Origin of the sequence: Pseudomonas sp. ICMP 3272 (assembly GCF_001466905.1) — a bacterium.
GTDB lineage: Bacteria > Pseudomonadota > Gammaproteobacteria > Pseudomonadales > Pseudomonadaceae > Aquipseudomonas > Aquipseudomonas amygdali.
Window position 1 is genome coordinate 24,812 of sequence record NZ_LKEK01000119.1, and the last position, 26,986, is coordinate 51,797.

A 26,986-nucleotide genomic window follows, 5' to 3' on the forward strand; every position below is an offset into this window, starting at 1 on the left:
TCCGGGGTTTGTCAGTACATTGGCGAAGATCAGTCAGCCGTCGGCTGGCCCATCGGTACAGGCTCTTTGCTGCGCCAGTGCGGCAGGGAGTTCCAGTAGCGCTCGCCCTTTTCATCGTCGTACATGCCTTCCCAGCGCGAGATGACCAGCACTGCCAGGGCATTGCCGATCACGTTCAAGGCGGTGCGCGCCATGTCCATGATCCGGTCGACACCGGCGATGAATGCCAGACCTTCCAGCGGGATACCGGCGCTGCCCAGCGTTGCCAGCAGCACCACGAAGGAAACACCCGGCACACCCGCGATACCTTTGGACGTGACCATCAGCGTCAGTACCAGCATCAGTTGCGCGCCAATCGACAGGTCAATGCCATACAGCTGGGCAATGAATATCGCCGCAATGCTCTGATAAAGCGTCGAGCCGTCGAGGTTGAACGAGTAACCCGTCGGCACCACGAAGCTGCAGATCGCTTTCGGCGCACCATAGGCTTCCATCTTCTGGATCACGCGTGGCAGTACGGTTTCGGAGCTGGCGGTGGAGTAGGACAGAATCAGCTCGTCCTTGAAGATGCGCATCAGCCTGATCACCGAGAAGCCGAATGCCCGAGCGATCAGTCCCAGCACCACGAAGGCAAAGAAAGCGATGGCCACGTACACCAGAATCACCAGCTTGGCGAGCGGCAACAAGGAGGCGAAACCGAAGTTGGCGACGGTCACCGCAATCAGCGCGAACACGCCGATCGGCGCGTAGTTCATGATCATGTGTGTGACCTTGAACATGGTTTCCGAGACGCCCTGAAACAGTTTCACCAGCGGCTCACGGACCTCGGCCTGCAGGCTGGAAAGCCCGAGACCGAACAGCACTGAGAAGAAGATGATCGGCAGCATCTCGCCACGCGCCATGGCGGCAAAGATGTTGGACGGGATCAGGTTGAGAATGGTCGCGATAAATGCGTGATCATGCTGAACTTCGGCGGTGGTCTGCTGGTATTTGGAGATATCCACCGTACCCAGCGTGCTCATGTCGATGCCAGTGCCCGGATGGAACACATTCGCCAGCACCAGCCCCACCAGAATGGCGATGGTGGTCACCACTTCGAAATAGAGGATGGTCTTCAGACCGATGCGCCCCAGTTTCTTGGCGTCGCCCACACCCGCGATGCCTACAATCAGCGATGCGACAACGATAGGAATAACGATCATCTTGATCAGACGAATGAAGATATCGCCTGCGGGCTGCAGGAGATTGGTGATCCACCAGGCCTTCTCGGCGCTGAAATGGTTGAGCAGCGCACCCACCGCGATACCCAGTACCAGTCCGATCAGAATCTGCCAGGCCAGACTCAGCTTTGCCTTCTTCATATTATTACCCTTGTTCAAAGTGGCTTGGGCAAGTCCAAGACCGATGCGCCGAGCGTGCTTTGCAAAGCAGTTTCAGGGCAGGGGATCCCTTTGGAAATGTCCCGAGAAGGTCACCGCAGACGAGCATCCCGGCTCTGTAGCAGGCGAAAAAAGTCGCAACTATTCCCATGGCACGCGCATACGTCTAATGCCGTAAACGACTACCTCATGCTCAATCGGCATACAAATAAGCAGAAATGTGTTGATTTATGTCGCGAGGCGAGAGGGCTATTCAGCGCGAAGGTGGCTAAAACGTCGTCTTCGGCCTGATGGGGAGAAGCGGGTTTGCAGAAAGAACATAGCGCTGCTGAATCGATTACTCGGCGCATTTAACAGATGTACGGTAGTGCAGTGCTCAGGCCAGCTTATCCGCAGACAAGCTCATGGCCTGAGCGATTGAGTCGAGTCGCCGCCCTGTCAGCCTTTTCCTTTGGTGCGGGTCATGTGCGGGCCGCTGTTTTTCTCCAGATACTCGATAATCATCCCGGCCACATCCTTGCTGGTGGTGACTTCAATGCCTTCCAGGCCAGGTGACGAGTTGACCTCCATCACCAACGGGCCGTGATTGGAGCGCAGAATATCCACACCCGCCACACTCAAGCCCATGACCTTGGCTGCACGCAATGCTGTCATGCGTTCTTCCGGGGTGATCTTGATCAGGCTGGCGCTGCCGCCACGGTGCAGGTTGGAGCGGAACTCGCCCGGTTTGGCCTGACGCTTCATCGAGGCGATGACCTTGTCACCGACAACGAAGCAGCGAATATCGGCACCGCCCGCTTCCTTGATGTACTCCTGCACCATGATGTCCTGCTTGAGGCCCATGAAGGCTTCAATCACCGATTCGGCTGCCGTGGCGGTTTCGCACAGCACCACGCCGATGCCCTGAGTGCCTTCCAGCACCTTGATGACCAGCGGCGCGCCGTTGACCATCTGGATAAGGTCGGGAATATCGTCAGGCGAGTGGGCAAAGCCTGTAACCGGCAAGCCGATGCCCCGGCGTGACAACAATTGCAGCGAGCGCAACTTGTCGCGCGAGCGGGCAATGGCGACCGATTCATTGAGCGGAAAAACGCCCATCATTTCAAACTGACGCAACACCGCACAGCCATAGAAAGTCACCGAAGCACCGATGCGCGGAATCACCGCATCGAAGCCCTCCAGAGGTTTGCCGCGGTAGTGGATCTGCGGCTTGTGGCTGGCGATGTTCATATAGGCGCGCAGGGTGTCGATCACCACCATCTCATGGCCACGCTCAATGCCAGCTTCGACCAGACGACGGGTGGAATACAGACGCGGATTACGCGAAAGCACAGCGATCTTCATGCAACACCTGAGGAAGTAGAGGCCGGGAACACCGGCTTGTCTTGTACGTAAGTTATGCCAGGATTGACCACCAGTTGGCCGTCGATCAGCGCTTTGGAACCCAGCAGCAGTCGATAACGCATCGACTTGCGGCAAGCCAGTGTGAATTCCACTGGCCAGATACGATCACCCAGGGCCAGCGTGGTGCGAATGACGTAACGCACCTGCGCGTGGCCGTTGGAGCTTTTAATGGTTTTCATGGCAACCAGTTGCGCCTCGCAGCGGCGATGGCGCAACTGAACCACAGTGCCCAGATGCGCGTTGAAGCGCACCCATTTCTGGCCATCGCGCTCAAAAGGTTCGATTTCGGTGGCATGCAGGCTTGACGTGCTCGCACCGGTATCGATTTTTGCCCGCAGGCCCGCCACCCCCAGGTCGGGAAGCGCCACCCACTCGCGCAGGCCGATGACTGTCAGATGGTCGAATGTCTTCAATGCGATTCCGTATTTCTCAAGACTTCTGCCAGGCGTCAGGTGCTATCTGCGCCAGGGCTTTGAATGCAGGTTTGGCGAACAGATAGCCCTGCATCAGGAAAATGCCGCAATCGGCGAGAAAGTCCCGCTCCTCAACCTGCTCTATACCTTCGGCAATGAGCTTAATCCCCAAGTCCGAACACATTGTGACAACACCACGAACAATAGCCTGACGCGCGCGATCACGATGAATGTCGCGAATCAGGTTCATGTCGAGTTTTATCAGGTCTGGCTGAAAATCCGCGAGCAGCGTCAGCCCGGAATACCCGGCACCGAAATCATCGATAGCGGTCATAAAGCCGAACTCGCGATATTCGCGCAGAATGTTGCTCAAATGACCATTGTTGTTCACATGCTCGCTTTCGATGGTTTCGAAAATCAAGCGCTCGATAGGGAAGTTGTGTTGCCTGGCGGCCTCCAGCGTACTGCGGATGCACAGCTCGGGACGATACACGGCGTTGGGCAAGAAGTTGATCGATAAACGCTCGGTCATGCCTAGTTTCGCGGCACCGGCGATGGCGGTGGTCCGACAGGCCTGATCGAAGCGGTAGCGGTTCTGGTCGTTGACCTGACTCAGAACGGACATCGCACCTTCGCCATTGGGGCCACGAACCAGCGCCTCGTGAGCGAAAATCGACTGGTCGTGAAGGTTCACGATCGGTTGATACGCGTAGTCAAACGAGAAATCCAGTTCCGGACTGCCCGTGCATCCCGCGCACCCTTTTCTGGGGGCGGTCAACGAAGTTGGAAAATCTGTCACGTCGCGCTCCATGTAGGGGTCGGGCAATGAAAAGGGGAATAGCTGTTTTTGACAAGCAAGGATCGGTTACTTCATGTTCGTGTGGGTATGTACACATCAGGCGAGCGACGCAGTCGCGTTTCCTGATGAGCCCGATAACGTTCAGACTGCTGCACTGATGAGGAATTCAAATGGCGCAAAAGCCGGAAGAAGATGACAAGGTCCGTCTGGATAAATGGCTGTGGGCCGCACGTTTTTTCAAAACACGCGCATTGGCCAAAGCAGCTATCGAAAGCGGCAAGGTGCACTGTCGCGGCGAACGTTGCAAGCCCGGCAAGGAGCCTCGTCCAGGCGACGAGTTTCAGATTCGCATGGGCTTCGATGAGCGCACGATAGTGGTCGAGGCGTTGTCCACCGTTCGCCGGGGTGCGCCTGAGGCGCAGACGCTGTATAGCGAGACACCCGACAGCATCGCCAAAAGAGAAAGCGCGGCCGCTCAGCGCAAGGCTGGCAACCTGGGTGTAACTACCGACGGAAAGCCCACCAAGAAGCAACGCCGGGAGCTTTTTGGTTTCCGTGCCAGCCACAACAACGACTGAAAACAGCGCATGGCGGCTCCGGCGATCAGCCCGAACAGCCAACCCGCTTGGAAGCGCACCGGATAGCTCCTAAAATGCCGGTCAATCCGCATGGCCACGGCGCTTTCGAGTGCCGGACGGTGCTTGCTCAGCCGCGTGCCATCCACTGTCATTACTTCAGATACCTTCCCTATGCATGATTTACCGGACACCGATTTCACCCAGCGCTTCATCTTCGACGAAAGCGACGTTCGTGGAGAGCTGGTAGCCCTTGAACGCAGTTATGCCGAAGTACTCGCCAAGCACCCGTACCCGGAGCCGGTCGCGCAGTTGCTGGGAGAACTGATGGCTGCCGCCGCTCTGCTGGTCGGCACCCTCAAGTTCGACGGACTGCTGATTTTGCAGGCGCGCTCCAGCGGCGCTGTACCGCTGCTGATGGTCGAATGCTCCAGCGAACGTGAGCTGCGCGGTATCGCCCGCTATGACGAAACGCTCATCACGCCAGACGCGGGCCTGCAGGACCTGATGCCTGACGGTTCGCTGGCATTGACTGTCGACCCGCACAAGGGCAAGCGCTATCAGGGCATTGTGGCGCTGGATGGCGTCGACCTGTCGGAAAGCCTCTCTAACTACTTCGTGATGTCCGAGCAGTTGGGCACCCGTTTCTGGCTCAAGGCTGACGGTCATCGCGCCCGCGGCCTGCTGCTGCAGCAACTGCCTGCCGCACAGATCACCGACCCGGAAGAGCGCGATGCCAGCTGGGAACATGTCATTACCCTCGCCAGCACCCTGACTGCCGAAGAAATGCTCGGCCTGGACAACCAGACCATTTTGCATCGCCTGTATCACGAAGACCCGGTGCGCCTGTTCGACGCCCAGCCAATCTGTTTTCGCTGCAGTTGCTCGCGCGAGCGCTCGGCCAACGCATTGGTCAGTCTTGGCCTGGAGGACGCGCAGCAACTGGTCATCGAGCACAACGGCAGCATCGAGATCGACTGTCAGTTCTGCAACGAGCGCTACCTGTTCGATGCCACTGACGTTGCACAGCTGTTTGCTGGCGGCGGTGTCGATTCGCCATCTGACACGCGCCATTGATCAACGCGTAAAGCCCCTCAGAATACGGTAGGGGCCCTTGTAATGCTGTTCTGACAGGAGGGTCCTACCATTTCTGGGCATTTCTGGCATAATCCGGCCCACTTTTACGCTGTAGTAGTGGTTGTTTTTTTACTACAAAACCGTTTGGAGCACTCGGCTACAGGCCGACGGGGAACCTCATGACGCAAATCAACAACGCTGTGCACACCGATCTGAGCACCGACGAACTGGTCAAGGAAGCCCTTGCCCGTAACGAAGGCGTACTTTCCGACACTGGCGCACTGGTTGTGGAGACAGGCCATCGTACTGGCCGTTCGCCGGTCGATCGTTTCATTGTTGAAGAGCCGAGCACCCAGGACGCCATCGCCTGGGGCCCGATCAACCGCAAGTTTCCGGCCGAGAAATTCGACGCCTTGTGGAACCGTGTCGGTGCATACCTGGCCGAGCGCGAGCGCTTCGTTTCCCACGTTCATGTAGGCTCCGATCCTGCGCACTACCTGCCCGTCAAGATGACCACCGAAACTGCGTGGCACAACCTGTTCGGCCGTTGCCTGTTCATCAACCCTGAACAGTACAACCCGGCTGGCAAGGACGAGTGGGAAATCCAGAACGCGCCATGGTTCGTTTGCGATCCTGAGCGTGACGGCACCAACTCCGACGGCACCGTGATCATCAACTTCGCAGCCCGCAAGGTTCTGATCGCAGGCATGCGTTATGCCGGCGAAATGAAGAAAGCCATGTTCTCGGTACAGAACTTCCTGCTGCCAGCTTCGGACGTACTGCCGATGCACTGCGCCGCCAACATGGGCGAAGAGGGCGATGTAACCCTGTTCTTCGGCCTGTCCGGCACCGGCAAGACCACCTTGTCCGCCGATGAAAGCCGTTACCTGATCGGTGACGACGAGCACGGCTGGGGCGAAGGCGTGGTGTTCAACATCGAAGGCGGTTGCTATGCCAAGTGCATCGACCTGTCCGAGAAGAACGAGCCGGTCATCTGGAAAGCCATTCAGCACGGCGCCGTACTGGAAAACGTCGTACTCGACGAGCAAGGTGTATCGGCGATGATTCTGCCCATCCAGCGCGAAGAGTTCGGTATTCCCATCACCGCCGAAGACCAGCCTGACCTGAAAGCGATTCCGGACTTTTACCAGACCGGCACAGGGGATTTCTGGGTCGCGGTACAAGACGATCAGGTCATCGGCAGCATCGGCCTCAGGGACATCGGCGCAGGCCAGGCAGCACTGCGCAAGATGTTTGTCGCCGCGCCGTTTCGCGGCCGGGAATTCTCCGTTGCAGCCAGACTGCTCGAGCGCCTGATCGAGGAATCAACTCGCAAAGGCGTCACCGAAGTATTCCTGGGCACGACCGACAAGTTTCACGCTGCGCATCGCTTCTATGAAAAGCACGGCTTTAGAGAGATCACGAAGGAGGACCTGCCTGCGAGCTTTCCGTTGATCGCGGTGGACAGCAAGTTCTATGTGCTGGGCCTGAAAGAACAATGACGTGGCTACACCGCAGCGGTGTCGGCGAACCGCAATGCAGCAGAACGCGGACAGCCATAGAGGGCACGCGAACCCGCGTGCTCCGTCACAGGCGCTCAAGTCCCCTGAGTGCCTGACTGGCTTTTCTGCGTGTTGAAAATGTCCATGGCCGAGCTGTCGTCCGATGTGATGAGCGCGGCGTAATTGGCGGGGTATTGTGCTTTTTCTATGGGTGGCAGCTGGTCGTAGTGGGCGAGAAGCATGACCAGTGTTTGAGTGCTTTTGCCGGTTTCGTTGTATTCGTCGGTATACCTTTGGCATATGGCCCTTTTCCATACTTGCTCTTGAGAGTAGTTTTCGGAGTACGCGGCATTTCTTTCGTTTATTGTGAAGTCGCCACCCTCGTCATAAATAATCAACCTCAGTTGATCCTGAGATAAACCCGCGAATGGGTTTTTTCCTGCCCCGTTGTTGAACGAAGTCGCTTGCACGGCTCTTTCGAGCAATGCAGGGTCGTCCGTATCCGGAATCTCTGCGTCGTGCAGTTTTCTACTGGCGTAATAGCTGTTGCCTGCAACTTTATCACTAATGTTTTTTGCCAAGGCCCCCAGGTTTTTGAAGTCAAGACTGCTGTCGCGGGCTTGGGCTCGTGCTGCGCTGCTACTTAATTGAGCGGACAATGTCGAGAAGGTGGCGCCATCAATGGCGAGTGCAGAATCAAGTTCTTTTAGGCTGGAGTTTAAAGGCGTGGCGGAGGTGCTTTTCTCGACAGCTTTTAGTGCGGTTTTATGGGTGAGGTGTGTGAGGGATATCGTATCAATCATGCTGCGTCCTCGCGGCAGGGGCCAATCCATGGCTTTATATTCACTCTTTGTATCGGCCCAGCCAGACACCGCTTTAGTTTTCCGCTGAAAAGCGTGCGTATCAAAATGCGACACGCACGCTCCGGGGGCTTATTTCATGGTGAATTCAGCAGCCCACGCGTAGGTGGACAGATTGGTGGCGCGAGACGTCGCCGCGCAGACAGCGCCGCCTTCAGAATTTGCAGTCCGGTTCCATTTCGGCACCTTGGCCCCGCCTGCACCGGGAAGCTTTATAAAGGTGGTCGAGAATACGCAAACCTTGGACCCCATGACGTAGCGAACACTGGCGTAGCTGGTATCCGGCGAGAGAGTGCTTTGCATCGAGTAAGTATCTGAACCTCCCGGGGGGACTGCAGAGTTAATCGGTGATTTAGCATTCAGCCGGGCAGATATCTCATTACGCGTAACAGGTTTATACTCCGCCACCTCGGAGCCCAGGTTTTTAAATGTAACAGTAACTGCTGGTCCCGCTTGCGCCGTAACGCTGGTGCACAGTGTTGCAAAAGCAAGGGAAGCCAATAAGGTCTTGTTGGTTTTCATAGGGAATAATCCTTGAGTTAAATGAGTAATTTCATATTGATTTTGAATAAGATAAACGCGAGACGAAACGGGGCAGCGGTCGTTCGTGCCCATACGGATCGTTCAGTTTATAGAGTGTCGCGGAGGGTTAGGAAGTCGTGCGCACAGTGAATGCGTCGGTCAGATAAAGTATCTCCAGTCAACATGATAGATAAAGGTTAAGCGATGCATAAAGCGCATGACTGCCTTGATGTGCCCGTCAGGAGCAAGTTTTAACTTGCTGAAATTCGTTGTTGTTTTTTTAACACAAGCGACACGGAAGGCAAGTAGGAAACTTCTGATTCTTCGTGCATTGGCGAAAGATATTTTTTATTCTTGTCTTTTAGCGCTGCATTGGATTAACTGCGCTGGCGAGAGCTAAACATGTAAGTATATTGCGCCCTGCAAGACTGAAGGGCGCAATAGCTTTCTTCACGTCACTGCATAAAACTTGCGCACATACCCCGTGCTGGTCCATTTGCAAGGCGCGCCCTGGGCGACGAATACGGTGTCGCCTGTGTTCACGGTCAGGCTAGGGCCGTTTTCCAGGCTCAACCCTACGCTGCCTTCGATCAGGTTCATCAGCTCATGGATTTTGTGCGGGCGCGAGATGCGCTCGTAGGGTGTGGAGTCCCAGACGCCGATGCGCAAAGTGCTTGCGGTGTCTTCAAACAGGTTGTTGCTGCGGCACTGCGGCAGCGCGCTGATCATGATCGCCGGGTCTGGCGGTGAGGACGGTGTGAGCATGGCGAGGCGGTCCAGAGCGGTAATACCGGGTTTGTCGGGGCCATTGGCCTGAGTGGATACGCAGAACGCCCAGAGGCTGTCCGGTTGCGCTTCGATACGTACTTGCGTGCCACGACCGATCACGGCACTTTCGCCGGTGCTGATGGTGATGCTGCCGGTGCCAGAGGTCAGCGTGACGCTGCCGCGATGCATCACCAGCATTTCGGTGTAGGGGTAGGCCTCCACCGAGAGCGCCGTACCCAATTCAACGATGCCAGCCGCAATACCCTGTTCATCGACAAATGCTGTGCGGCGGCCACTGTCGAACGGGTCATGCGCATCAATGGGGCCGGTGGTGAATTCGGTATCTACCGGGCTGAGGTCAGCGCGGGCCAATAGCAGGACTGTGGGTTGGGGCATTGGGTTGGGCTCCTGAAGTTGAAGAGTGACTGATCGTTCCCACGCTCTGCGTGGTAATGCCTTTCGTGACGCTCTGCGTCACATGCTCAAGACCGGACGCAGAGCGTCCAGAACTGCATGCCAACGCAGAGCATTGGCACGATGATGTTCTTCCGGGCGATCAGCCGATCGCCTGGGTAATCAGCGCAAACTGGCGCACGCCCTGGCGGGCTTGCGGAACTGCGCCCATGCTCATGCAGGTCACGCTGTCGACACGCTTGAGGCCAGCTTCGTCCAGCCAGTCGGCCAGGCCGCAGTCGGTCGGGATGTCGATGCGTACAAATGCGTAAGGCACTTTGGCCAGCAGTTGCTCGATCATGTGGCGGGCCTGCTCCACCGTCTGGGCGACAACAGGGCCGATGCACAGGCCACGGCCGAACGGGCGCAACAGGGCAAAAGCCTGCAACTGGCCATCGCGTTCGATGCCGACGGCGTGCTCAAGGTTGTTCAGCACATCGCCCAGCGTTGCCGAACGGTCCATGCCCGAACCGGCGTTGGCCAGTTCCAGCACGCGAGCGTGGTCAGCCTCGCTCAGCGCACGACTGCTTTCCTGTGCTTTCAATACGGTTGTGTCGGGCAGTTGTGCCTGCCCCTGACGCTGTTGAACCTCACCAAAACTGACGAAGCCCATTTTTTCGTACAGCGGGGCGCCGGCAAGTGTTGCATTGAGGATGGCGGTGCGCGGCGGCACGCTGCCGACAGCAAGCTCCATCAATTTGCGGCCAATACCCTTGCCTTGATAGTCGTCGCTGACAATCACCAGACCGATAGTGGAAAACTCGCCCTGATGGCAGGCGAAGGCACTGCCGATCAAGCGACCGTTGTGTACTGCAACAAAGCCTTGGGCGACACGTTGCAGCATGGCCCAGTCTTCCAGTCGATGCGGCCACTTCAGGGCAATGGATAACTCATGAGCGTTGCCGACGTCGGCTGCGGTCATGGGGCGAAATTCAAAGTCGAGGCGTTGCTGAGCGAGCATGACGTGTCTCCGTCCAGAAGGATGCACCGGCAAAATAAAGGCTGCGGCAAGCTTGCTGTATCCCACCTGATGCGGGCTCTGACAAGAGGTCTGCAAGCATTCGGCAGATTCCACAAACCGCCGTTCGCCAGACCACAGTTACTGCTTAAATCGGGCGGGCACCCGGCAGCAAATGCTTGTGGTTTTTCTTCGGCTTCAGGCTCTTTATATAGCCGCCGGAATTTGCTGCTCGCAGATCACTGGCGCGGCGCAGTTTCTGCGGTGCAAACCCGCGCCCTTGAGCCCGAGCGCCCTGAAAAGGGTCAAAAAAGCGCCAAAAACCGGGGGCTGCCCAAGGCTGGAGCGCCCCGCAAAGTCTGCTGAGCGCGCACCTCAAAACGGTGGTTTCTATCAAGCAGCCATCACTTTTAACGCCATATGCTGATTTCACGGTGTTGTAATGAGGTTGTGCTGCAGCGTGCATCACCGCCCTTGGAAATGAGGCCGGATTGCTCGTCATGCCATGACCTCAACGAACTTTCAGGACCGCACACAATGAGCTTTCTTCGACCAAAATTCATTACGTTCGACTGCTACGGCACGTTGACCAATTTCCACATGGGCACCATGACGCGCGAGCTCTTTGCCGACCGCGTTCCGGCTGAACAGATGGATCAGTTCGTCAAGGATTTTTCGGCGTATCGTCTGGATCAGGTCATGGGGGACTGGATGCCGTACGACGAAATTCTCAAGGTTGCACTGGCTCGCACCTGCAAGCGCTGGAACGTTGAATACCGCGAAGAAGGCCAGCTGTATTACGACGCCGTGCCGACCTGGGGCCCACATGCTGATGTGCCCGCCGGGCTGTCGAAAATCGCCGACAAGATCCCGCTGGTGATTTACTCCAACGCCAGCGACAGCCAGATCATGTCCAACGTCGACAAACTCGGCGCACCGTTTCACAAGGTGTTCACCGCTGACCAGGCCAAGGTCTACAAGCCACGTCTGGCAGCCTTCGAATTCATGCTCGATAACCTGGGTTGCGGCCCGGAAGACATCTTGCATGTGTCTTCAAGCTTCCGTTACGACCTGTTTTCCGCACACGACATGAAAATCAAGAACAAGGCATTTGTGGCGCGTGGTCATGAACAGCCAGCTCACAGCTCTTATGAATACCACCAGATCCCGGACATCGGCGGGCTTGCCGGGCTGGTCGGCCTCTAAACCGGACAACTCGCGCAACACCGGCATTTTTCAAGGTGCTCTTCTATGAGTGACAAGGGGAACAGAATGCGCAGTGAGTCTTACTGGCTCGATACGGCTCCAGACTTTACCGGCGCGCAGGACGGCGCAGTGGAGGGGCAGGCTGACGTTGTGGTGGTCGGTGGCGGTTTCACCGGTCTTGCGGCGGCGCGTGCATTGGCCTTGAAAGGTGCCAGCGTGGTGGTTCTGGAAGCTGGCCGGGTGATCGGCGAAGCGTCGGGCCGCAACGGCGGACAGTGCAATACCGGCGTGGCTCAGGACTACGCGTCATTGAGCGCGACCCTGGGGGCCGATCAGGCGCGCGAGTATTACAAGGCTTATGAAAGTGCGGTGCAGAGCGTCGTCACCGTGGTCGAGCAGGAAAACATCGCCTGCGACATCAAGCGTAACGGCAAGCTCAAGCTGGCGGCCAAGCCAGGGCATTACGAAGGACTGGCGCGCACCTGCGAGCTGATTCGTCGTGAGGTCGATGCCGACGTTGAGTTGCTGTCTGCTGAGGACGTGCGCAGCGAAATCGATTCAAACGAATTTCACGGTGGCCTGCTGCAGCGCAACGGTGTGCAGATGCACGTCGGCCGTTTCGGCCTGGGCCTGGCCGATGCGGCTGTGCGCCACGGCGCAAAGGTGTATCAGGGTGCCACGGTGAAGGACTGGAAAGCCAACCGTGGCGGCTTCGTGGTCAACACCTCGAAAGGCTCTATTCAGGCCGGGCAGGTGTTACTGGCGACCGGTGCCTGCCAGCACGGCGGGTTGGGCTGGTATCGCCGACGCATCGTGCCGGTCGGCAGTTTCGTCATCGTTACCGAAGTATTGCCACAGGCGCTGATTGACCAGCTGTTTCCCAACCAGCGCGCTTACGTGACCAGCCGTTTGATCGGCAACTATTTCCGTCTTACCCCGGATAACCGCCTGCTGTTCGGCGGGCGGGCACGCTTCGCCATGTCCAACAGCAGTTCCGATGCCAAGAGCGGCAAGGTGCTGCAAGCGGCGATGGTGCAGATGTTCCCGCAACTGGCGCACGTCAAGATCGACTACTGCTGGGGCGGGCTGGTGGACATGACGTCCGACCGTCTGCCGCGTGCAGGCGAACACAACGGCGTCTTCTACTCGATGGGCTATAGCGGCCATGGTGTGCAGATGTCGGTGCATATGGGGCGGGTGATGGCTGAGGTCATGGAAGGCAAGGCGTTGGCCAATCCCTGGAAAGACCTGAACTGGCCAGCCATTCCCGGCCACTTCGGCAAGCCGTGGTTTCTGCCGCTGGTAGGTGCGTATTACCGCTATCAGGACAGCCGCCACTGAGTTTTTGTTTAACCGTCGTGTGTGCTTGAAGGACGCTCCGGCCAACCGTGAGCAACTCGGAATTTCCCCTTTTCGACAGGTAGAACTGATATGGCTGACAAAAAAACCGACTCCCAGCTGATCACAGGCGAAGACAGCCTGCGTGTTTTCGAAGGTCTCAATCGTGGTCTGTCGCGGCGCGATGCGTTGCGTATGCTGGGTGTTGCAGGTGTGGTTGCGGCGGGCTCGACCAGCCTGTTCGGTGCGGCGGGCAAGGTTTTTGCCGATGACGCCGATGCGCCTGTCAAAGGCAAGCCAGGCGGGCGCATTCGTGTAGCGGGCATGTCCAGCTCCACCGCTGACACACTTGATCCGGCCAAAGGCGCGCTGTCTACCGACTACGTTCGCCATTTCATGTTCTACAACGGTCTGACCCGTTTCGACAGCCATCTGGTTCCGCACATGGAACTGGCCGAGAAGATCGAGAGCGACAACGCCACGGTCTGGACCGTCACCCTGCGCCAGGGCGTGACCTTCCACAACGGCAAGGCATTGACCGCTGGCGACGTGGTGTTCTCCCTGTCGCGCCACAAGGACCCGGCCACCGGTTCTAAAGTCCTGCCGCTGATGGCGCAGTTTTCCGAGATCAAGGCCACTGGCCCGCTGGAAGTACAGATCACCCTCAGCTCGCCAAACGCCGAGTTGCCATCGATCCTCGCGGTTTCGCACCTGCTGATCGTGCCCGAAGGCACGACAGATTTCAGCAAGGGCATCGGTACCGGCCCGTTCACCGTCAAGGAATTCAACCCTGGCGTGCGTTCGGTCAGTGCGCGCAACCCTAACTACTGGAAACCAGGCCTGCCGTACCTGGACGAGATCGAATTCATTGCCATTGCCGACGAGCCGTCACGCGTCAACGCGCTGCTGTCCGGCGACGTGCACATGATCAACGAGGTCAACCCGCGCTCCACCACACGCATCGCGGCCAGTGCCAAGCACCGCGTTGTGGATGCGCCGTCCGGCAACTACACCGACCTGATCATTCGCCAGGACCAGATGCCCGGCAAGAGCCCGGAATTCACCGAGGCCATGAAGTACCTGCTGGACCGTGAGCAGGTCAAATCGGCCGTGTTCCGTGGCTATGCCCGCGTCGGTAACGACCACCCGATTGCGCCCGGCTCGCGCTACTTCAACGCTGACCTGCCGCAACGCGCCTATGACCCGGAAAAGGCCAAATTCCTGCTCAAGAAAGCCGGCATGGAAAAAATCACCATGGCCGTAGCGGCATCGCCTGCTGCGACCGGTTCGGTGGACATCGCCGTGCTGCTGCAACAGTCGGCCAAACAGGCCGGGCTGACGCTCAACGTCAACCGCCTGCCGAGCGATGGCTACTGGTCCAACCACTGGATGAAGCACCCGCTGAGCTTCGGCAACATCAACCCGCGACCGAACGCCGACGTGATCTTCTCGCAGTTCTTCCAGTCCTCGGCACCGTGGAACGAATCCGGCTGGAAAAACGATCAGTTCGACCAATTGCTGCTACTGGCCCGCGGGGAAACCGACGACGCCAAGCGCGCCAAAATGTACGGCGACATGCAGACTCTGGTGAGCCAGAACTGCGGCATCGGCATCCCCGTGTTCATCAGCAATATCGACGGCGTGGACAAGCGCGTTCAGGGCTATTCCAGCAACCCGCTGGGCGGCTTCATGGGCTACATGTTCAGCGAGCAGGTGTGGCTGGACGCATAAATGCAACGCTGAACCGAGCAGGAGGATGCAGATGAATAGCAACACACTCTGGTTGATCGTGCAGCGCTTCGGCGCGGCGATCGTGACGTTGTTGATCGTTTCCATCGTGGTCTTCGCCATTACGGCGGTGTTGCCTGGAGACGCGGCACAACAGGCCCTTGGGCAATTCGCGACGCCTGAACAGGTCGCCGCATTGCGTACAAAACTGGGCCTGGATCAGCCAGGTGTGGTGCGTTACCTGCATTGGTTGACCAACCTGCTCGGTGGCAACTTCGGTGAGTCGGTGTCCAACGCAATGCCGGTGTCCGAGCTGATTGCCGGGCGCTTTCCGAAAACCCTGATGCTGTCGGCAACTACCGCGCTGGTCTCGGTACCACTAGCGCTGGCACTGGGCATTGGCGCAGCGATGTACCGCGGCAGCCGCCTTGATGGGGCGCTGAGTTTCATCACGCTGACCCTGGTGGCGGTGCCCGAATTTCTGGTGGCCACCCTGGCGGTGCTGATTTTCGCCGTTAATCTGGGCTGGCTGTCGGCGTTGTCGTATGGCGGTGACGTCAGCTCGCCGTGGCAGTTCATGCGTACTTACGCGCTGCCGGTGATGACCCTGTGCTGCGTGATCGTGGCGCAAATGGCGCGCATGACCCGCGCTGCGGTCATCGACCAACTGGACAGCCCGTATGTGGAAATGGCCCGCCTCAAGGGCGTCAGCCCGGTGCGTATCGTACTGCGCCACGCCTTGCCCAATGCTATCGGGCCGATCGTCAACGCGGTGGCGCTGAGCCTTTCCTACCTGCTGGGCGGGGTGGTCATCGTTGAAACCATCTTCAACTACCCCGGCATCGCCAGCCTGATGGTCGATGCTGTAACCAACCGTGACATGGCGTTGGTTCAGGGCTGCACCATGCTGTTCTGCTCCGCTTACCTGGGTCTGGTGCTGATGGCCGACCTGTGTGCAATTCTTTCCAATCCGAGGCTGAGAACCCAATGACTCAATTCATTGCGAAATCGACGCCTGAAGCGCCGGCACCGGTGCTGCGCAAAAAAGCGTCCCGCCCCACCTCATGGCTTGGCTTGCTGGGCGCAACGGTGTGCTTCATCTGGCTGATGGTTGCGCTGTTCGGCCCTTGGCTCGCGCCACATGCTGTCGGCGAAGTGGTTTCCGACAACATGTTTGAAAACATGAGCGCGCTTTATCCGTTCGGTACTGATTACCTGGGCCGCGACATGCTCAGCCGGGTGCTGGTCGGCGCGCGCTTTACAGTGGGCCTGGCGCTGATCTCGGCGGTACTGGCGAGCGGCATCGGCACGCTTTGCGCGCTGTTGTCGGTGGTCGCGCCAAAATGGCTGGACGAAATCATCAGCCGCCTGATGGACGCGTTCATCTCGATCCCCAGCAAAATGCTGGCGCTGATCATGGTCTCGGCGTTCGGCTCCTCCGAAGTGCTGCTGATCTGTACGGCGGTATTGAGCTACACGCCGGGAGCGTTTCGTATCGCGCGCAGCCTGGCAGTGAATATCGAGGCGCTGGAGTACGTGCAAGTGGCGCGCACGCGGGGTGAGGGTCGTATTTACATTGCCTGCCGGGAAATTCTGCCGAACATGCTCAACCCGGTCATGACCGACCTGGGGCTGCGTTTTGGTTTTATCGTGTTACTGCTCAGCGGCATGAGCTTTCTGGGGCTTGGCGTGCAGCCGCCCGATGCCGACCTTGGCTCGCTGGTACGCGAGAACATCGGCGGGCTGAGTCAGGGCGCGCCGGCCATCGTGATCCCGGCGCTGGCCATCGGCACGCTGACCATCGGTGTCAACCTGTTCATCGACCGGCTGGCCTCACGGCGTGGTCGCCGCTCGGGAGGGCATTGAGATGAGCCAGTTGATTCGTGTGCAAGACCTGCGCGTGGTTGCCGATGGCGATCAGGGCGAGCTGGAGATCGTCAAAGGCGTCAGCTTCGCGCTGGAAAAAGGCGAAGTGCTGGCGTTGATTGGCGAGTCCGGCTCGGGCAAGACGACTATTGCGCTGGCCCTGTTGGGGTATGCCAGACGCGGCTGCAAACTGGCTGGCGGTGTGGTTCAGGTGGGCGAGCACGACATGCTCAGCCTGCCCGAAAGCCAGTTGCAGGGCCTGCGCGGCAACCGTGTTTCCTACATTGCGCAAAGTGCCGCGGCGGCTTTCAACCCGGCAAAAAAACTTATTGATCAGGTTATCGAAGGCGCGCTGATTCATGGTCTGGGCAGCCGTGCAGACCTGCAAGCCAAGGCCGTAGAGCTGTTCCGCGACCTGGCCTTGCCCAACCCGGAAAGCATCGGCCAGCGTTACCCGCATCAGGTTTCGGGCGGTCAGTTGCAACGCGTGATGGCGGCCATGGCGCTGATCAGCGACCCGTTGCTGGTGATCCTCGACGAGCCGACCACGGCGCTGGACGTCACCACGCAGATCGACGTGCTGCGCGCCTTCAAGCGGGTGGTGCGCGAGCGCGGTGCGACGGCGGTCTATGTCTCCCACGACCTTGCCGTCGTGGCGCAGATGGCTGATCAGATCGTAGTGCTCAATGGCGGGCGGATTATCGAGCAGAGCAGCACTGAAGCGCTGCTCAAAGGCCCGGAAGACGCCTACACCCGCAGCCTGCTGGCAGCGGCGCGGCCCGACAAAGTGCTGAAACCGGCCAGCGAAGTGGTCAAGGACAGCACGCTGTTGACCATCAAGGGCCTGACGGCGGGCTATGGCAAAAAGAACCTGCAAGGCATGCCGATGATTCGCGTGCTGGAAGACATCGACCTGACCATTCGCCGTGGTCAGGCCATTGGCGTGATCGGCGAGTCCGGTTCGGGCAAGTCGACCCTGGCCCGTGTGGTCGCCGGTCTTCTGGACCCGGCGCACGGCAGCCTGACATTCGACGGTGCCGAATTGTCCGGTACCCTCGCGGGACGCACCGAAGAGCAGTTTCGGCGCATCCAGATGGTGTTCCAGAACGCCGACACCGCGCTCAACCCGATGCACAGCATCAGCGCAATTCTGGCGCGCCCGTTGAAGATGTATTTCGGCCTGAAGGGCAAAGCCCTGCATGATCGCATTGACGAACTGATGGACCTGGTGCGCCTGCCTCGCGAGCTGGCCGAGCGGCGTCCCAACGAACTGTCGGGGGGCCAGAAACAACGCGTCAACCTGGCCCGTGCGCTGGCGGCCAAGCCGGACCTGATCCTCTGTGATGAAGTGACCTCGGCGCTGGATACCGTGGTGGGCGCGTGCATCCTTGAACTGCTCGGCGAACTGCGCCGCAAGCTGGGCGTTTCCTACCTGTTCATCAGCCATGACATTTCCACCGTCCGCGCGCTGTGCGACGACATTGTGGTGATGTACAGCGGCCACAAGGTCGAAGAGGGCAGCCGCGAAGCGTTCAGCCGTGTGCCGTTCCATCCGTACACCGACCTGCTGGTGCACTCAGTGCCGGAACTGCGTCAGGGCTGGCTGGAAACCTGTGGTGTGACCAGCGGCAAGCTGCCGCCGATCAGCGCCCCGGCCAACAACCCCGAACTGTGTACCTTCCTCAACCGTTGCCCGGCCCGTATCGAAGGCCTGTGCAACAAGACTGCCCCGAGCCGTCGCAAGATCGCAGGCGGCAGCGAAATCCTCTGCCATCGCGATAGCGACGAACTGCAGGCCGTACAAGAAAACCTTAATCCTGTGACCGTGGGAGCCTACGCATGAGTGGCCGTTTTGTGAGACTGGGCGAGCGTGATCGCCCGGTTGTGAGCCTGATGGTCGACGGCGCCCCCATAGAAGCATTACAGGGCGACACCTTGATGGTGGCGTTGCTGACCCGCAAAGCCACGCTGCGCCAGTCCGAGTTCGACCCCGGACGCCGTGCCGGGTTTTGCCTGATGGGTGCCTGTCAGGATTGCTGGGTCTGGACCCGCAGCGGCGAGCGCCTGCGCGCCTGCTCCAATGAAGTCCGCGACGGACTCGATATCGTCACCACCCAACCGGAGGCGAAATGGCCACTTCTTCACGGTTAGACGTTCAGAACCCTGCCAGCCCGAGAGTCGTCATCATTGGCGCTGGCCCGGCGGGCACCCGTTGCGCCGAAACCTTGCTGGCGGCGGGCATCAAGCCGATTCTGATCGACGAAAACCGGCGCGACGGCGGGCAGATCTATCGCCGTCAGCCAGAAGGCTTTAAGCGCGATTATTCAGCGTTGTATGGCACCGAAGCCGCCAAGGCGCGTGACCTGCACGAAAGCTTTGATCGCCTGCGCGCGCAAATCGACTATCGCCCCGACACGCTGGCCTGGAACCTCACGCACGGCGAGCTGTGCTGTGCCAGCCAGGGCGTGCATACCGTGGTGGAATACGACGCACTGATCCTGTGTGCCGGTGCCACCGACCGGCTGATGCCGATCAAGGGCTGGCAACTGGCGGGCACCTACAGCCTGGGCGGCTCGCAGATCGCGCTCAAGTCGCAGTCGGTGTCCATCGGCAGTCGTGTGGTGTTCATGGGCAGCGGCCCGTTGCTTTACCTGGTCGCCAGCCAGTACGTCAAAGCCGGTGCCGACGTGGCTGCTGTGCTCGACACTTCGCCGTTCAGCAAGCGCATCGGCGCGATGCCCAAATTGCTCGCGCGCCCAGGCTTGCTGTTCAACGGCATGAAGCTGCTGGCCCAGTTGTACAGCGCCAAAGTGCCGGTGCACCTGGGCGTGCAGCCTGAGGAAATTATCGGCAGCGAGCAGGACGGCGTCACCGGCGTGCGGGTGAAGCTCGCCAACGGCAACTCGCTGTCCGTCGACTGCGATGCGTTGGCGCTGGGTTATCACCTGCGTCCGGAAACCCAACTGGCTGACTTGGCCGGCTGCCAGCTGCGTTTCGACGATGCGTCCGGGCAGTGGGTGCTGGCGGTCGACGAAGACGGTCGCACCTCAGTGAACGGCGTTTATGCAGCAGGCGACGGCGCAAAAATTCGCGGTGCCGATGCTGCCGAGCAGGCAGGGCGGTTGGCGGCGATGGCGCTGCTGGACGATCTTGGCCGGCCTGTGGATAACTCGCGCCGCGAAGAAGTACGCAAGAATCTGCTGGTCATGGACCGCTTCCGTGTCGGGCTGACCGAAGCGTTTCCCTGGCCTGCTGCCCAGGCAGCTGCGTTGCCCGATGAAGCGATTGTCTGCCGCTGCGAGATGATCAGCGCAGGCGAGTTGCGCGGCGTGGTGCGTGAAAAGGGCGCATGCGAAGTCAACCGCGCCAAGGCATTCAGTCGCGTCGGCATGGGCCGTTGCCAAGGGCGTTATTGCTCTCAGGCCGGTGCCGAAGTAATCGCTGCCCAGGCCGGTGTGCCAGTCGAGCAGGTCGGTCGTCAGCGCGGGCAGGCACCGGTCAAACCGCTGTCGATGCTGGTGGACGAGGTGACCTCATGAAACAACCGAAAGTGGATGTACTGATTGTCGGTGGCGGCTTCATGGGCTCGGCGTCGGCGTTTTTTCTGCGTCAGCGCGGCAAGTCGGTGACGCTGCTGGAGCGCGACGTGATCGGCCAGTACGCCAGCGGCGTCAACTTCGGCAACGTGCGCCGTCAAGGCCGGCACCTTGGTCAGCTGGAACTGGCCAACCGTTCCAGAGCACTGTGGCAGCGGTTGCCGGAGCTGATCGGTGAAGACCTGGAGTTTCTGCCCAGCGGTCACATGCGCGTCTGCTATCGCGAGGATGAAATCGCTGAACTGGAAGCTTATGCCGCGGCTCCGGAAGCCCGTGAGCTGGACCTGAAAATCTACAGCGGCAAGGCACTGCACGAGCGTTTCGGGTTTCTCGGGCCGGACGTAAAGGGCGGCTCCTACGCGCCGCACGATGGCCACGCCAACCCGCGTCTGGCCGCACCGGCTTTCGCTCGTGCAGCGATTCGTGCCGGGGCGCGCATCGAAGAGCGTACCGAAGTGGCGCATGTGGAAAAGGTCGGTCACGAATTTGAAGTCACCACCACTGACGGGCGCATTTTTACTGCCGATCAATTATTGATCACCGCAGGTGCCTGGGGGCAAAAACTCTCCGCGCAGTTTGGCGAGCCCGTACCGCTGGAAACCAATGGCCCGCAGATGGCCGTGACCGAACCGGTGCCTTATGCGCTGCCGACAGTGATCGGCGTGTTCACCAAAATCCCTCACGAAGTGATCTACTTTCGGCAGATCGCACGTGGCAACATCGTCATCGGCGGTGGCTTTCGCAGCAAGCCGGACATGGTCAACCGCCGCGCCTATGTCGAGCCGCGCAGCATCATCAATCAGGTGCAGCAGATGCGTCGGCTGTTGCCCGGCGTCGGCAACCTGAACATCATCCGCGTGTGGAGCGGCATTGAAGGCTACACGCCGGACTCGCTGCCGGTGATGGGCCGCAGCGGTAAGGTCGACGGCCTGTTCTATGCATTTGCCTTCTGCGGTCACGGCTTCCAGCTCGGTCCGGGCGTGGGCGACGTGATGGCTGAACTGATCAGCACCGGCACCACCAGCACCTCGATCAGCCCGTTCGACATTCGCCGTTTTGAAATCGTTACCGAACAAGCGAGTAAAGCCTCATGAGCCCCCGCGCCCTGGAAATTCTCAAACGCCTGATCGCCTTCGACACCGTGTCGTCGGAGCCGAACATGGCACTGATCGAATACGTCCGTGAACTGCTGGCCAGCAAAGGCATCGAGTCGCTTATCGTCAAAGACGAGACCGGCAAGAAGGCCAACCTGTTCGCCAGCACCGGCCCGCGTGATGTGCCGGGCGTGCTGCTTTCCGGGCACACCGACGTGGTTCCTGCTGCGGGCCAGGCGTGGACGATGCCGCCATTTCAGGCGACCCTGCGCGACGGGCGCATCTACGGTCGTGGCACCTGCGACATGAAGGGTTTCATTGCCCTGGCCATCGACGCGATGCTCGATGCCGCAGACATGACCCTGATGCGCCCGCTGCAACTGGCGCTGTCCCACGATGAAGAGATCGGCTGTGTCGGCGTGCGGCGGCTGCTGGATGTGTTGCATCTGGCACCCGTGCGTCCGTTTCTGTGTGTGGTCGGCGAACCGACGCTGATGCAGTTTGCCGTCGGGCACAAGGGCAAGGCGTCCTATCGCACCTTCTGCCGGGGCCAGGAGGCGCATTCCTCGTTGGCCCCGAGAGCGGTCAACGCGATTCATCTGGCCAGCGATTTCATCGCCGAACTGCGCAACAGCCAGAAACGGATCGAGCAACAAGGCGCGCGTGACGAGGGTTACGACATCCCTTACAGCACCGTGCACATCGGCCGTATCGATGGCGGCAAGGCGCTGAACATTGTGCCCAACCTGTGCACCATGGAATTCGAGTACCGCAATCTGCCGGGCGACAATCCCGAGCTGTTACTCGAGCAACTGCGCGAGCGCGCCGAAGTGCTGGTACGCGAAGCGAAACAATTGTCGGGCGTGGCCGCTATCGAAATCGAAGTGATGAACGAATACCCGGCGCTTGAGACACACCCCAGCGTTGAAGCAGTGCGCATGCTGCATGCATTTGCCGAACCGGGCACACAGCACATCAAGGTCTCCTATGGCACTGAAGGCGGCCTGTTCGCCGGGCGGCTCAACGTGCCGGTGGTGGTGTGCGGGCCTGGCTCCATCGAGCAGGCACACAAGCCGGACGAGTTTATCGAGGAGAGCCAGATGAACGCGGGCGAGCGCTTTTTGCAAAGCCTGCTGGGTTCGTTGAAGCAGTAGAGGCTGCCGTCCGAGGGCAAATTTCAGCATCGGACGCTGCCGTTATCCTGCTTTCAGCATCCTGGACTGCGGCGCCTGCCTAGACTGGCAGGTATCCCGAAACAGGACTCGACCATGCTCAAGAATCAGTTGAAAGACCCCAGCCTGCTGGTAGACCGCGCCTACGTCGATGGGCAATGGATCAGCGCTGACGATGGTGCAACGCTGACCATCAGCGACCCGGCGACCGGCGAAATGATCGCGCAGGTTCCGGCCCTGAATGGCCCTGAAACCCGTCGCGCCATCGAAGCTGCGAATCGTGCCTGGCCCGCCTGGCGTGCACGTCCCGCTGCCGAGCGCGCGGCCCTGCTGGAGCGCTGGCATCAGGCGATGCTCGACAACGTCGAAGACCTGGCGCTGATCATGACCCTTGAGCAGGGCAAGCCGCTGAACGAATCTCGCGGCGAGATCCGCTATGGCGCGAGCTTCGTCAAATGGTTCGCTGAAGAGGCGCGCCGCTCCTACGGTGAAACCATCCCCGCGCCCAGCGCAGACCGCCGTTTGATGACTCTCAAGCAGCCGGTGGGTGTGTGCGCCGCAATCACCCCGTGGAATTTTCCCAACGCAATGATCACCCGCAAGTGCGCGCCAGCCTTGGCTGCCGGGTGCCCGATCATCGTCAAACCATCGGACCTTACGCCTTTGTCGGCGCTGGCGCTGGCGGTACTGGCCGAGCGTGTGGGTATTCCTGCCGGTGTGTTCAACGTCATCACCGGCATGCCCGCAGGCATTGGCGAAGAACTCACCGGCAATCCGGTGGTGCGCAAGATTTCCTTTACCGGCTCGACTCCGGTCGGCCGTTTGCTGATGCGCCAGAGCGCCGAACACATCAAGCGCCTGAGCCTTGAACTGGGCGGCAACGCGCCTTTCATTGTGTTTGACGACGCGGACCTGGAACAGGCGGTGACGGGCATCATGCTCAGCAAATTCCGCAACGCCGGGCAGACCTGCGTGTGCGCCAACCGGATTCTGGTGCAAGACGGCATCTACGACCGTTTTGCTGCACGGCTGGTAGAGGAAGTGAGCAAACTCAAGGTCGGCAACGGCCTGGAAGAGGGCGTGACCATTGGCCCGCTGATCAACCCGGCGGCGGTCAGCAAGGTTACCCGGCACATCGATGATGCACTAAGCCAGGGCGCGAAGTTGCTGCATGGCGGCCGTCCCGATGGCACCAGCCAATTCGTCCAGCCAACGGTATTGGGCGAAACCCATGCAGGCATGTTGCTGGCCAATGAAGAAACCTTCGGGCCTGTTGCGCCACTGATGCGCTTCACCGACGAAGCCGAAGCGCTGGCACTGGCCAACGCCACGCCTTATGGCCTTGGCGCGTACTACTTCACCCAAGACCTGCGTCGCTCATGGCGTTTCGGCGAGGCGCTGGAGTTCGGCATGGTCGGCCTCAACACCGGCATCATCTCCATGGAAGTCGCCCCCTTCGGTGGCGTCAAACAATCCGGCCTGGGCCGCGAAGGCTCCAGCTACGGCCTGGATGAATACCTGGAAGTGAAGGCGTTTCATGTGGGGGGGTTGTAACAGCGCAGTGCGAGGACGCTCCGCGTCACAGACCTGCGCCGCGCTGCTGGCTCAAGATCGGACGCGGAGCGTCCAGAACGGCGTACCGACGCGGAGCATCGGCACGATAGTTGAGATTATCGTTCCTCACGCTCCAGCGTGGGAATGCAGTTCTGGACGCTCTGCGTCCGATCTTCAAAGTGTGGCGCGTTAATAACCCTGGCCGCGATCCACCTGCCCCTGCATTGCTTCACCACGCTCAAAGCGGCGAATGTTATCGAGCAGGCCAGGAAAGGCGCTTTCCGGTTGGGTCATGGCCGCGACATGCGGTGTCAGCATGATCTTCGGGTGTTGCCAGAACGGATGATCAGCCGGTGCCGGTTCCTGTTGCAGCACATCCAGCACCGCAGCGCTCAATTGGCCGCTGTCCAGTGCTTCAAGCAGGTCCGCTTCCTCCAGATGCCCGCCACGGCCCATGTTGATCAGCGCGGCACCTTGGGGCAGGCGCTCGAAAAGCTGGCGATTGAGGATGCCTTCGGTTTGCCCGGTCAGCGGCAAGACACACAGCAGAATGTCGCACTGACCAAGAAACACGCCCAGCTGCTCTTCACCCGCATAACACGTCACGCCTTCTACCTGATGCTCGCTGCGCGCCCAGCCCGACAGTTGGAAACCGAACGGTTTGAGGCTCGACAGAATATGCTGCGCCTGCAACCCAAGCCCCATCACGCCCACTCGACGTTGCCTTGCCGGTATCAGCGGGTGGGCTTTCCAGACGCCTTCAACCTGCTGTTGCCGATAACGCAGCATTTCCCGGTGCAGGCTCAGCACCGCAAAAGATGCGTACTGACACATCCCTTGACTGATGCCGGGGTCCAGCAGACGAACCACCGGCAAGGACTCGGGAATACGGCTCAGGTCCAGTTGATCGACGCCCGCAGACAAGGCGAACAGCACCTTCAGGTTGGGCAGCAATTCCTGTAGATCGTCAGGTGCCAGCCAGGCGCCCAAGTAGTGGATATCGGCCGGGTCGCCGATATCCGGCCACACCCGCCATTCAATGTCCGGCGCATGCTCGGCAAACAGGACACGCCAGCGTTCGGCGCGTGCGGGATCGGCTTTGTAGAGCAGGGCGGGCATGGGCATTTCCTGAGTGTGAAAGTGGAGCCCCATCATGCCGCAAGTCGAAAGCAGGATCTGTCGAAACAGCCTTTTGCAGAGCACCGGCATGACTGAAAAGCAGCGTTGCCCGGCAGATTGCGTGGTGCTCGCAAGGCATGAAGGAATCTGCCGTTTGCGAGGCGAAAAACAGTCGATCTGGACATCTGAGAGGGCAAGTTCGGCGTAGATCATTTCGCTGAACGCTTAACCTGAACAGCATCGCAGCCACCCCGCCGGCTGCCAGGCCCACGACAGGTAAAACCATGAACAGCAAAGTCGACGAAACACCTCATCTGCTCCGCCAGCGCGATCAGTTCGTGCCGCGTGGCATTGTCACGGCCCACCCGCTGGTCATCGACCGCGCGCAGGGTTCTGAACTGTGGGACGTCGATGGCAAGCGCTATCTGGATTTTGTCGGCGGTATCGGCGTACTGAACATCGGCCATAACCACCCCAACGTGGTCAAGGCGATACAGGCGCAACTGACCAAGGTTACCCACGCCTGCTTCCAGGTGGCGTCCTATCAGCCCTATGTTGATCTGGCCAAACGCCTGAGCCATCTCATAGCGGGCCAGAGCGGCATCGATCACAAGGCCGTGTTCTTCACCTCAGGTGCCGAAGCGGTCGAAAACGCGGTGAAAATCGCCCGCGCTCACACCAATCGCCCGGCAGTTATCTCGTTCCGCGGCGGTTTTCATGGCCGTACGCTGCTTGGCACTACGCTGACCGGCATGAGCCAGCCGTACAAACAGAATTTCGGCCCGATGGCCCCCGAAGTGTTCCACACCCCGTACCCGAACGAGTATCGCGGTGTGACCACCGAAGTGGCCCTGGCTGCGCTGCATGAACTGCTGGCAACTCAGGTCGCGCCGGATCGTGTGGCGGCCATTCTGATCGAGCCAGTCCAGGGCGACGGCGGTTTCCTGACCGCGCCGGTCGAATTCCTCAAAGCCCTGCGTGCCCTCACCGAACAGCACGGCATCGTGCTGATCCTCGATGAAATCCAGACCGGGTTTGGTCGTACCGGCAAATGGTTCGGTTTCGAGCATTCGGGTATCCAGCCTGATCTGGTGACCGTGGCCAAGAGCCTCGCAGGCGGCATGCCGCTGTCAGGCGTGGTCGGGCGTGCCGAGATCATGGATGCACCGCTTCCGGGCGGCCTGGGCGGCACCTACGGCGGTAATGCGCTGTCCTGCGCCGCGGCACTGGCAGTGATCGATACGTACGAACAGGACAATCTGCTCGTGCGTGGCGAGCAGCTGGGCGAGCACTTGCGTGCCGGTCTGCTCAAGCTCAAAGACCGTTACACCTGCATCGGCGACGTGCGCGGCACCGGTTTCATGCTCGCCATGGAACTGGTCAAGAACGACGCCGCACGCAGCCCGGACGCTGATCTCAATCAGAAGATCATTGATCAGGCACGCATTGGCGGTCTGCTGGTGATCAAGTGCGGTGTGTACCGCAACGTGTTGCGTTTCCTCGCACCGCTGGTCACCACAGAACAGCAGATCGATGAAGCACTGACCATTCTCGATGCCGCCTTGGCACGAGTATTGAAGTCCAGCTGAGCGTAGGCGTGGTC

General features: G+C 59.7%; 25 protein-coding genes and 1 pseudogene. 16 read left to right on the forward strand and 10 right to left on the reverse strand.

The genetic code is table 11. The features are described 5' to 3' along the window. Positions 1 to 29: 29 nt before the first annotated feature. The 4 genes from gltP to rimA all read right to left on the reverse strand — a co-directional run bounded on the left by gltP (position 30) and on the right by rimA (position 3,995). Positions 30 to 1,361: a glutamate/aspartate:proton symporter GltP gene (gene gltP / locus AO068_RS25325; RefSeq protein ID WP_002555824.1), complete on the reverse strand. Its 1,332-nt coding sequence runs from the start codon at positions 1,359 to 1,361 to the stop codon at positions 30 to 32. A 456-nt stretch (positions 1,362 to 1,817) separates the two neighbouring features. Beyond that, positions 1,818 to 2,723 (reverse strand): 30S ribosomal protein S6--L-glutamate ligase, encoded by a 906-nt coding sequence (gene rimK / locus AO068_RS25330; RefSeq protein ID WP_003318100.1) that lies wholly within the window; start codon positions 2,721 to 2,723, stop codon positions 1,818 to 1,820. After that, complete coding sequence (gene rimB, locus AO068_RS25335; protein WP_002555826.1) at positions 2,720 to 3,196, reverse strand: retropepsin-like aspartic endopeptidase RimB; 477 nt, start codon at positions 3,194 to 3,196, stop codon at positions 2,720 to 2,722. The genes rimK and rimB overlap by 4 nt, the downstream gene beginning before the upstream one ends. 16 nt (positions 3,197 to 3,212) lie before the next feature. Next, positions 3,213 to 3,995: a S6 modification regulatory phosphodiesterase RimA gene (gene rimA, locus AO068_RS25340; protein ID WP_058409783.1), complete on the reverse strand. Its 783-nt coding sequence runs from the start codon at positions 3,993 to 3,995 to the stop codon at positions 3,213 to 3,215. 170 nt (positions 3,996 to 4,165) lie between these two features. Here rimA and AO068_RS25345 point away from each other — a divergent pair, with 170 nt between their 5' ends. The 4 genes and pseudogenes from AO068_RS25345 to AO068_RS29415 all read left to right on the forward strand — a co-directional run bounded on the left by AO068_RS25345 (position 4,166) and on the right by AO068_RS29415 (position 7,149). Further along, positions 4,166 to 4,573, forward strand: a complete 408-nt coding sequence (locus AO068_RS25345; RefSeq protein ID WP_002555828.1) for an RNA-binding S4 domain-containing protein — start codon at positions 4,166 to 4,168, stop codon at positions 4,571 to 4,573. Positions 4,574 to 4,744: 171 nt separating this feature from the next. After that, positions 4,745 to 5,647, forward strand: coding sequence for an Hsp33 family molecular chaperone HslO (gene hslO / locus AO068_RS25350; RefSeq protein ID WP_004663183.1), 903 nt, complete (start codon positions 4,745 to 4,747; stop codon positions 5,645 to 5,647). Between the two features lie 179 nt (positions 5,648 to 5,826). Then, positions 5,827 to 6,702 (forward strand): annotated as a pseudogene (locus AO068_RS25355) (phosphoenolpyruvate carboxykinase (ATP)); the annotation flags it as partial. A 6-nt stretch (positions 6,703 to 6,708) separates the two neighbouring features. Then, positions 6,709 to 7,149, forward strand: coding sequence for a GNAT family N-acetyltransferase (locus AO068_RS29415; RefSeq protein ID WP_003367574.1), 441 nt, complete (start codon positions 6,709 to 6,711; stop codon positions 7,147 to 7,149). Between the two features lie 95 nt (positions 7,150 to 7,244). Here AO068_RS29415 and AO068_RS25360 read toward each other — a convergent pair whose 3' ends face one another. The 5 genes from AO068_RS25360 to AO068_RS27745 all read right to left on the reverse strand — a co-directional run bounded on the left by AO068_RS25360 (position 7,245) and on the right by AO068_RS27745 (position 11,212). Then, positions 7,245 to 7,952: a hypothetical protein gene (locus AO068_RS25360; RefSeq protein WP_058409784.1), complete on the reverse strand. Its 708-nt coding sequence runs from the start codon at positions 7,950 to 7,952 to the stop codon at positions 7,245 to 7,247. 129 nt (positions 7,953 to 8,081) lie between these two features. Beyond that, positions 8,082 to 8,531 (reverse strand): hypothetical protein, encoded by a 450-nt coding sequence (locus AO068_RS25365; protein ID WP_003367576.1) that lies wholly within the window; start codon positions 8,529 to 8,531, stop codon positions 8,082 to 8,084. A gap of 450 nt (positions 8,532 to 8,981) precedes the next feature. Continuing rightward, positions 8,982 to 9,695: a cupin domain-containing protein gene (locus AO068_RS25370; RefSeq protein WP_058409785.1), complete on the reverse strand. Its 714-nt coding sequence runs from the start codon at positions 9,693 to 9,695 to the stop codon at positions 8,982 to 8,984. Between the two features lie 160 nt (positions 9,696 to 9,855). Then, on the reverse strand, positions 9,856 to 10,713 hold the full coding sequence (locus tag AO068_RS25375; RefSeq protein ID WP_058409786.1) for a GNAT family N-acetyltransferase: 858 nt from the start codon (positions 10,711 to 10,713) through the stop codon (positions 9,856 to 9,858). 145 nt (positions 10,714 to 10,858) lie between these two features. Beyond that, on the reverse strand, positions 10,859 to 11,212 hold the full coding sequence (locus tag AO068_RS27745; RefSeq protein ID WP_227447903.1) for a hypothetical protein: 354 nt from the start codon (positions 11,210 to 11,212) through the stop codon (positions 10,859 to 10,861). 35 nt (positions 11,213 to 11,247) lie between these two features. Here AO068_RS27745 and AO068_RS25380 point away from each other — a divergent pair, with 35 nt between their 5' ends. From AO068_RS25380 to AO068_RS25430, 11 genes are all read left to right on the forward strand, one after another. Further along, entirely contained in the window at positions 11,248 to 11,916 is a 669-nt protein-coding gene (locus AO068_RS25380) for a haloacid dehalogenase type II (protein WP_058400889.1), read from the forward strand. Between the two features lie 66 nt (positions 11,917 to 11,982). After that, positions 11,983 to 13,257, forward strand: a complete 1,275-nt coding sequence (locus tag AO068_RS25385; RefSeq protein ID WP_058409787.1) for an NAD(P)/FAD-dependent oxidoreductase — start codon at positions 11,983 to 11,985, stop codon at positions 13,255 to 13,257. A gap of 90 nt (positions 13,258 to 13,347) precedes the next feature. Then, the gene (locus AO068_RS25390) at positions 13,348 to 14,985 is read left to right on the forward strand and encodes an ABC transporter substrate-binding protein (protein WP_058400887.1); all 1,638 of its coding nucleotides are present in this window, start codon (positions 13,348 to 13,350) and stop codon (positions 14,983 to 14,985) included. A gap of 31 nt (positions 14,986 to 15,016) precedes the next feature. Further along, complete coding sequence (locus AO068_RS25395; RefSeq protein WP_002555958.1) at positions 15,017 to 15,973, forward strand: ABC transporter permease; 957 nt, start codon at positions 15,017 to 15,019, stop codon at positions 15,971 to 15,973. Next, positions 15,970 to 16,848: an ABC transporter permease gene (locus tag AO068_RS25400; RefSeq protein ID WP_004659576.1), complete on the forward strand. Its 879-nt coding sequence runs from the start codon at positions 15,970 to 15,972 to the stop codon at positions 16,846 to 16,848. Before AO068_RS25395 ends, AO068_RS25400 begins: the two co-directional genes overlap by 4 nt. A 1-nt stretch (position 16,849) precedes the next feature. Continuing rightward, positions 16,850 to 18,691 carry an ABC transporter ATP-binding protein gene (locus tag AO068_RS25405; RefSeq protein ID WP_058409788.1) on the forward strand — a complete coding sequence of 614 codons (1,842 nt, stop codon included), beginning with the start codon at positions 16,850 to 16,852 and terminating at the stop codon, positions 18,689 to 18,691. Beyond that, positions 18,688 to 18,999 (forward strand): (2Fe-2S)-binding protein, encoded by a 312-nt coding sequence (locus tag AO068_RS25410; RefSeq protein WP_058400885.1) that lies wholly within the window; start codon positions 18,688 to 18,690, stop codon positions 18,997 to 18,999. Before AO068_RS25405 ends, AO068_RS25410 begins: the two co-directional genes overlap by 4 nt. Further along, a complete protein-coding gene (locus tag AO068_RS25415) occupies positions 18,978 to 20,387 on the forward strand; it encodes an FAD/NAD(P)-dependent oxidoreductase (protein ID WP_058400884.1) in 1,410 nt (469 codons plus the stop codon). The genes AO068_RS25410 and AO068_RS25415 overlap by 22 nt, the downstream gene beginning before the upstream one ends. Continuing rightward, positions 20,384 to 21,538, forward strand: coding sequence for an NAD(P)/FAD-dependent oxidoreductase (locus AO068_RS25420; protein ID WP_058400883.1), 1,155 nt, complete (start codon positions 20,384 to 20,386; stop codon positions 21,536 to 21,538). The genes AO068_RS25415 and AO068_RS25420 overlap by 4 nt, the downstream gene beginning before the upstream one ends. Beyond that, the gene (gene argE, locus AO068_RS25425) at positions 21,535 to 22,692 is read left to right on the forward strand and encodes an acetylornithine deacetylase (protein ID WP_058409789.1); all 1,158 of its coding nucleotides are present in this window, start codon (positions 21,535 to 21,537) and stop codon (positions 22,690 to 22,692) included. The genes AO068_RS25420 and argE overlap by 4 nt, the downstream gene beginning before the upstream one ends. A 114-nt stretch (positions 22,693 to 22,806) precedes the next feature. Further along, positions 22,807 to 24,264 carry an NAD-dependent succinate-semialdehyde dehydrogenase gene (locus tag AO068_RS25430; protein ID WP_044322026.1) on the forward strand — a complete coding sequence of 486 codons (1,458 nt, stop codon included), beginning with the start codon at positions 22,807 to 22,809 and terminating at the stop codon, positions 24,262 to 24,264. 189 nt (positions 24,265 to 24,453) lie between these two features. Here the strand turns inward: AO068_RS25430 and AO068_RS25435 are convergent, their stop codons facing one another. Then, entirely contained in the window at positions 24,454 to 25,383 is a 930-nt protein-coding gene (locus AO068_RS25435) for a 2-hydroxyacid dehydrogenase (RefSeq protein ID WP_058409790.1), read from the reverse strand. A 284-nt stretch (positions 25,384 to 25,667) separates the two neighbouring features. On the opposite strand from AO068_RS25435, the gene gabT reads away from it, so the two are divergent. Further along, the gene (gene gabT, locus AO068_RS25440) at positions 25,668 to 26,972 is read left to right on the forward strand and encodes a 4-aminobutyrate--2-oxoglutarate transaminase (RefSeq protein ID WP_058400880.1); all 1,305 of its coding nucleotides are present in this window, start codon (positions 25,668 to 25,670) and stop codon (positions 26,970 to 26,972) included. Positions 26,973 to 26,986: the final 14 nt, after the last annotated feature.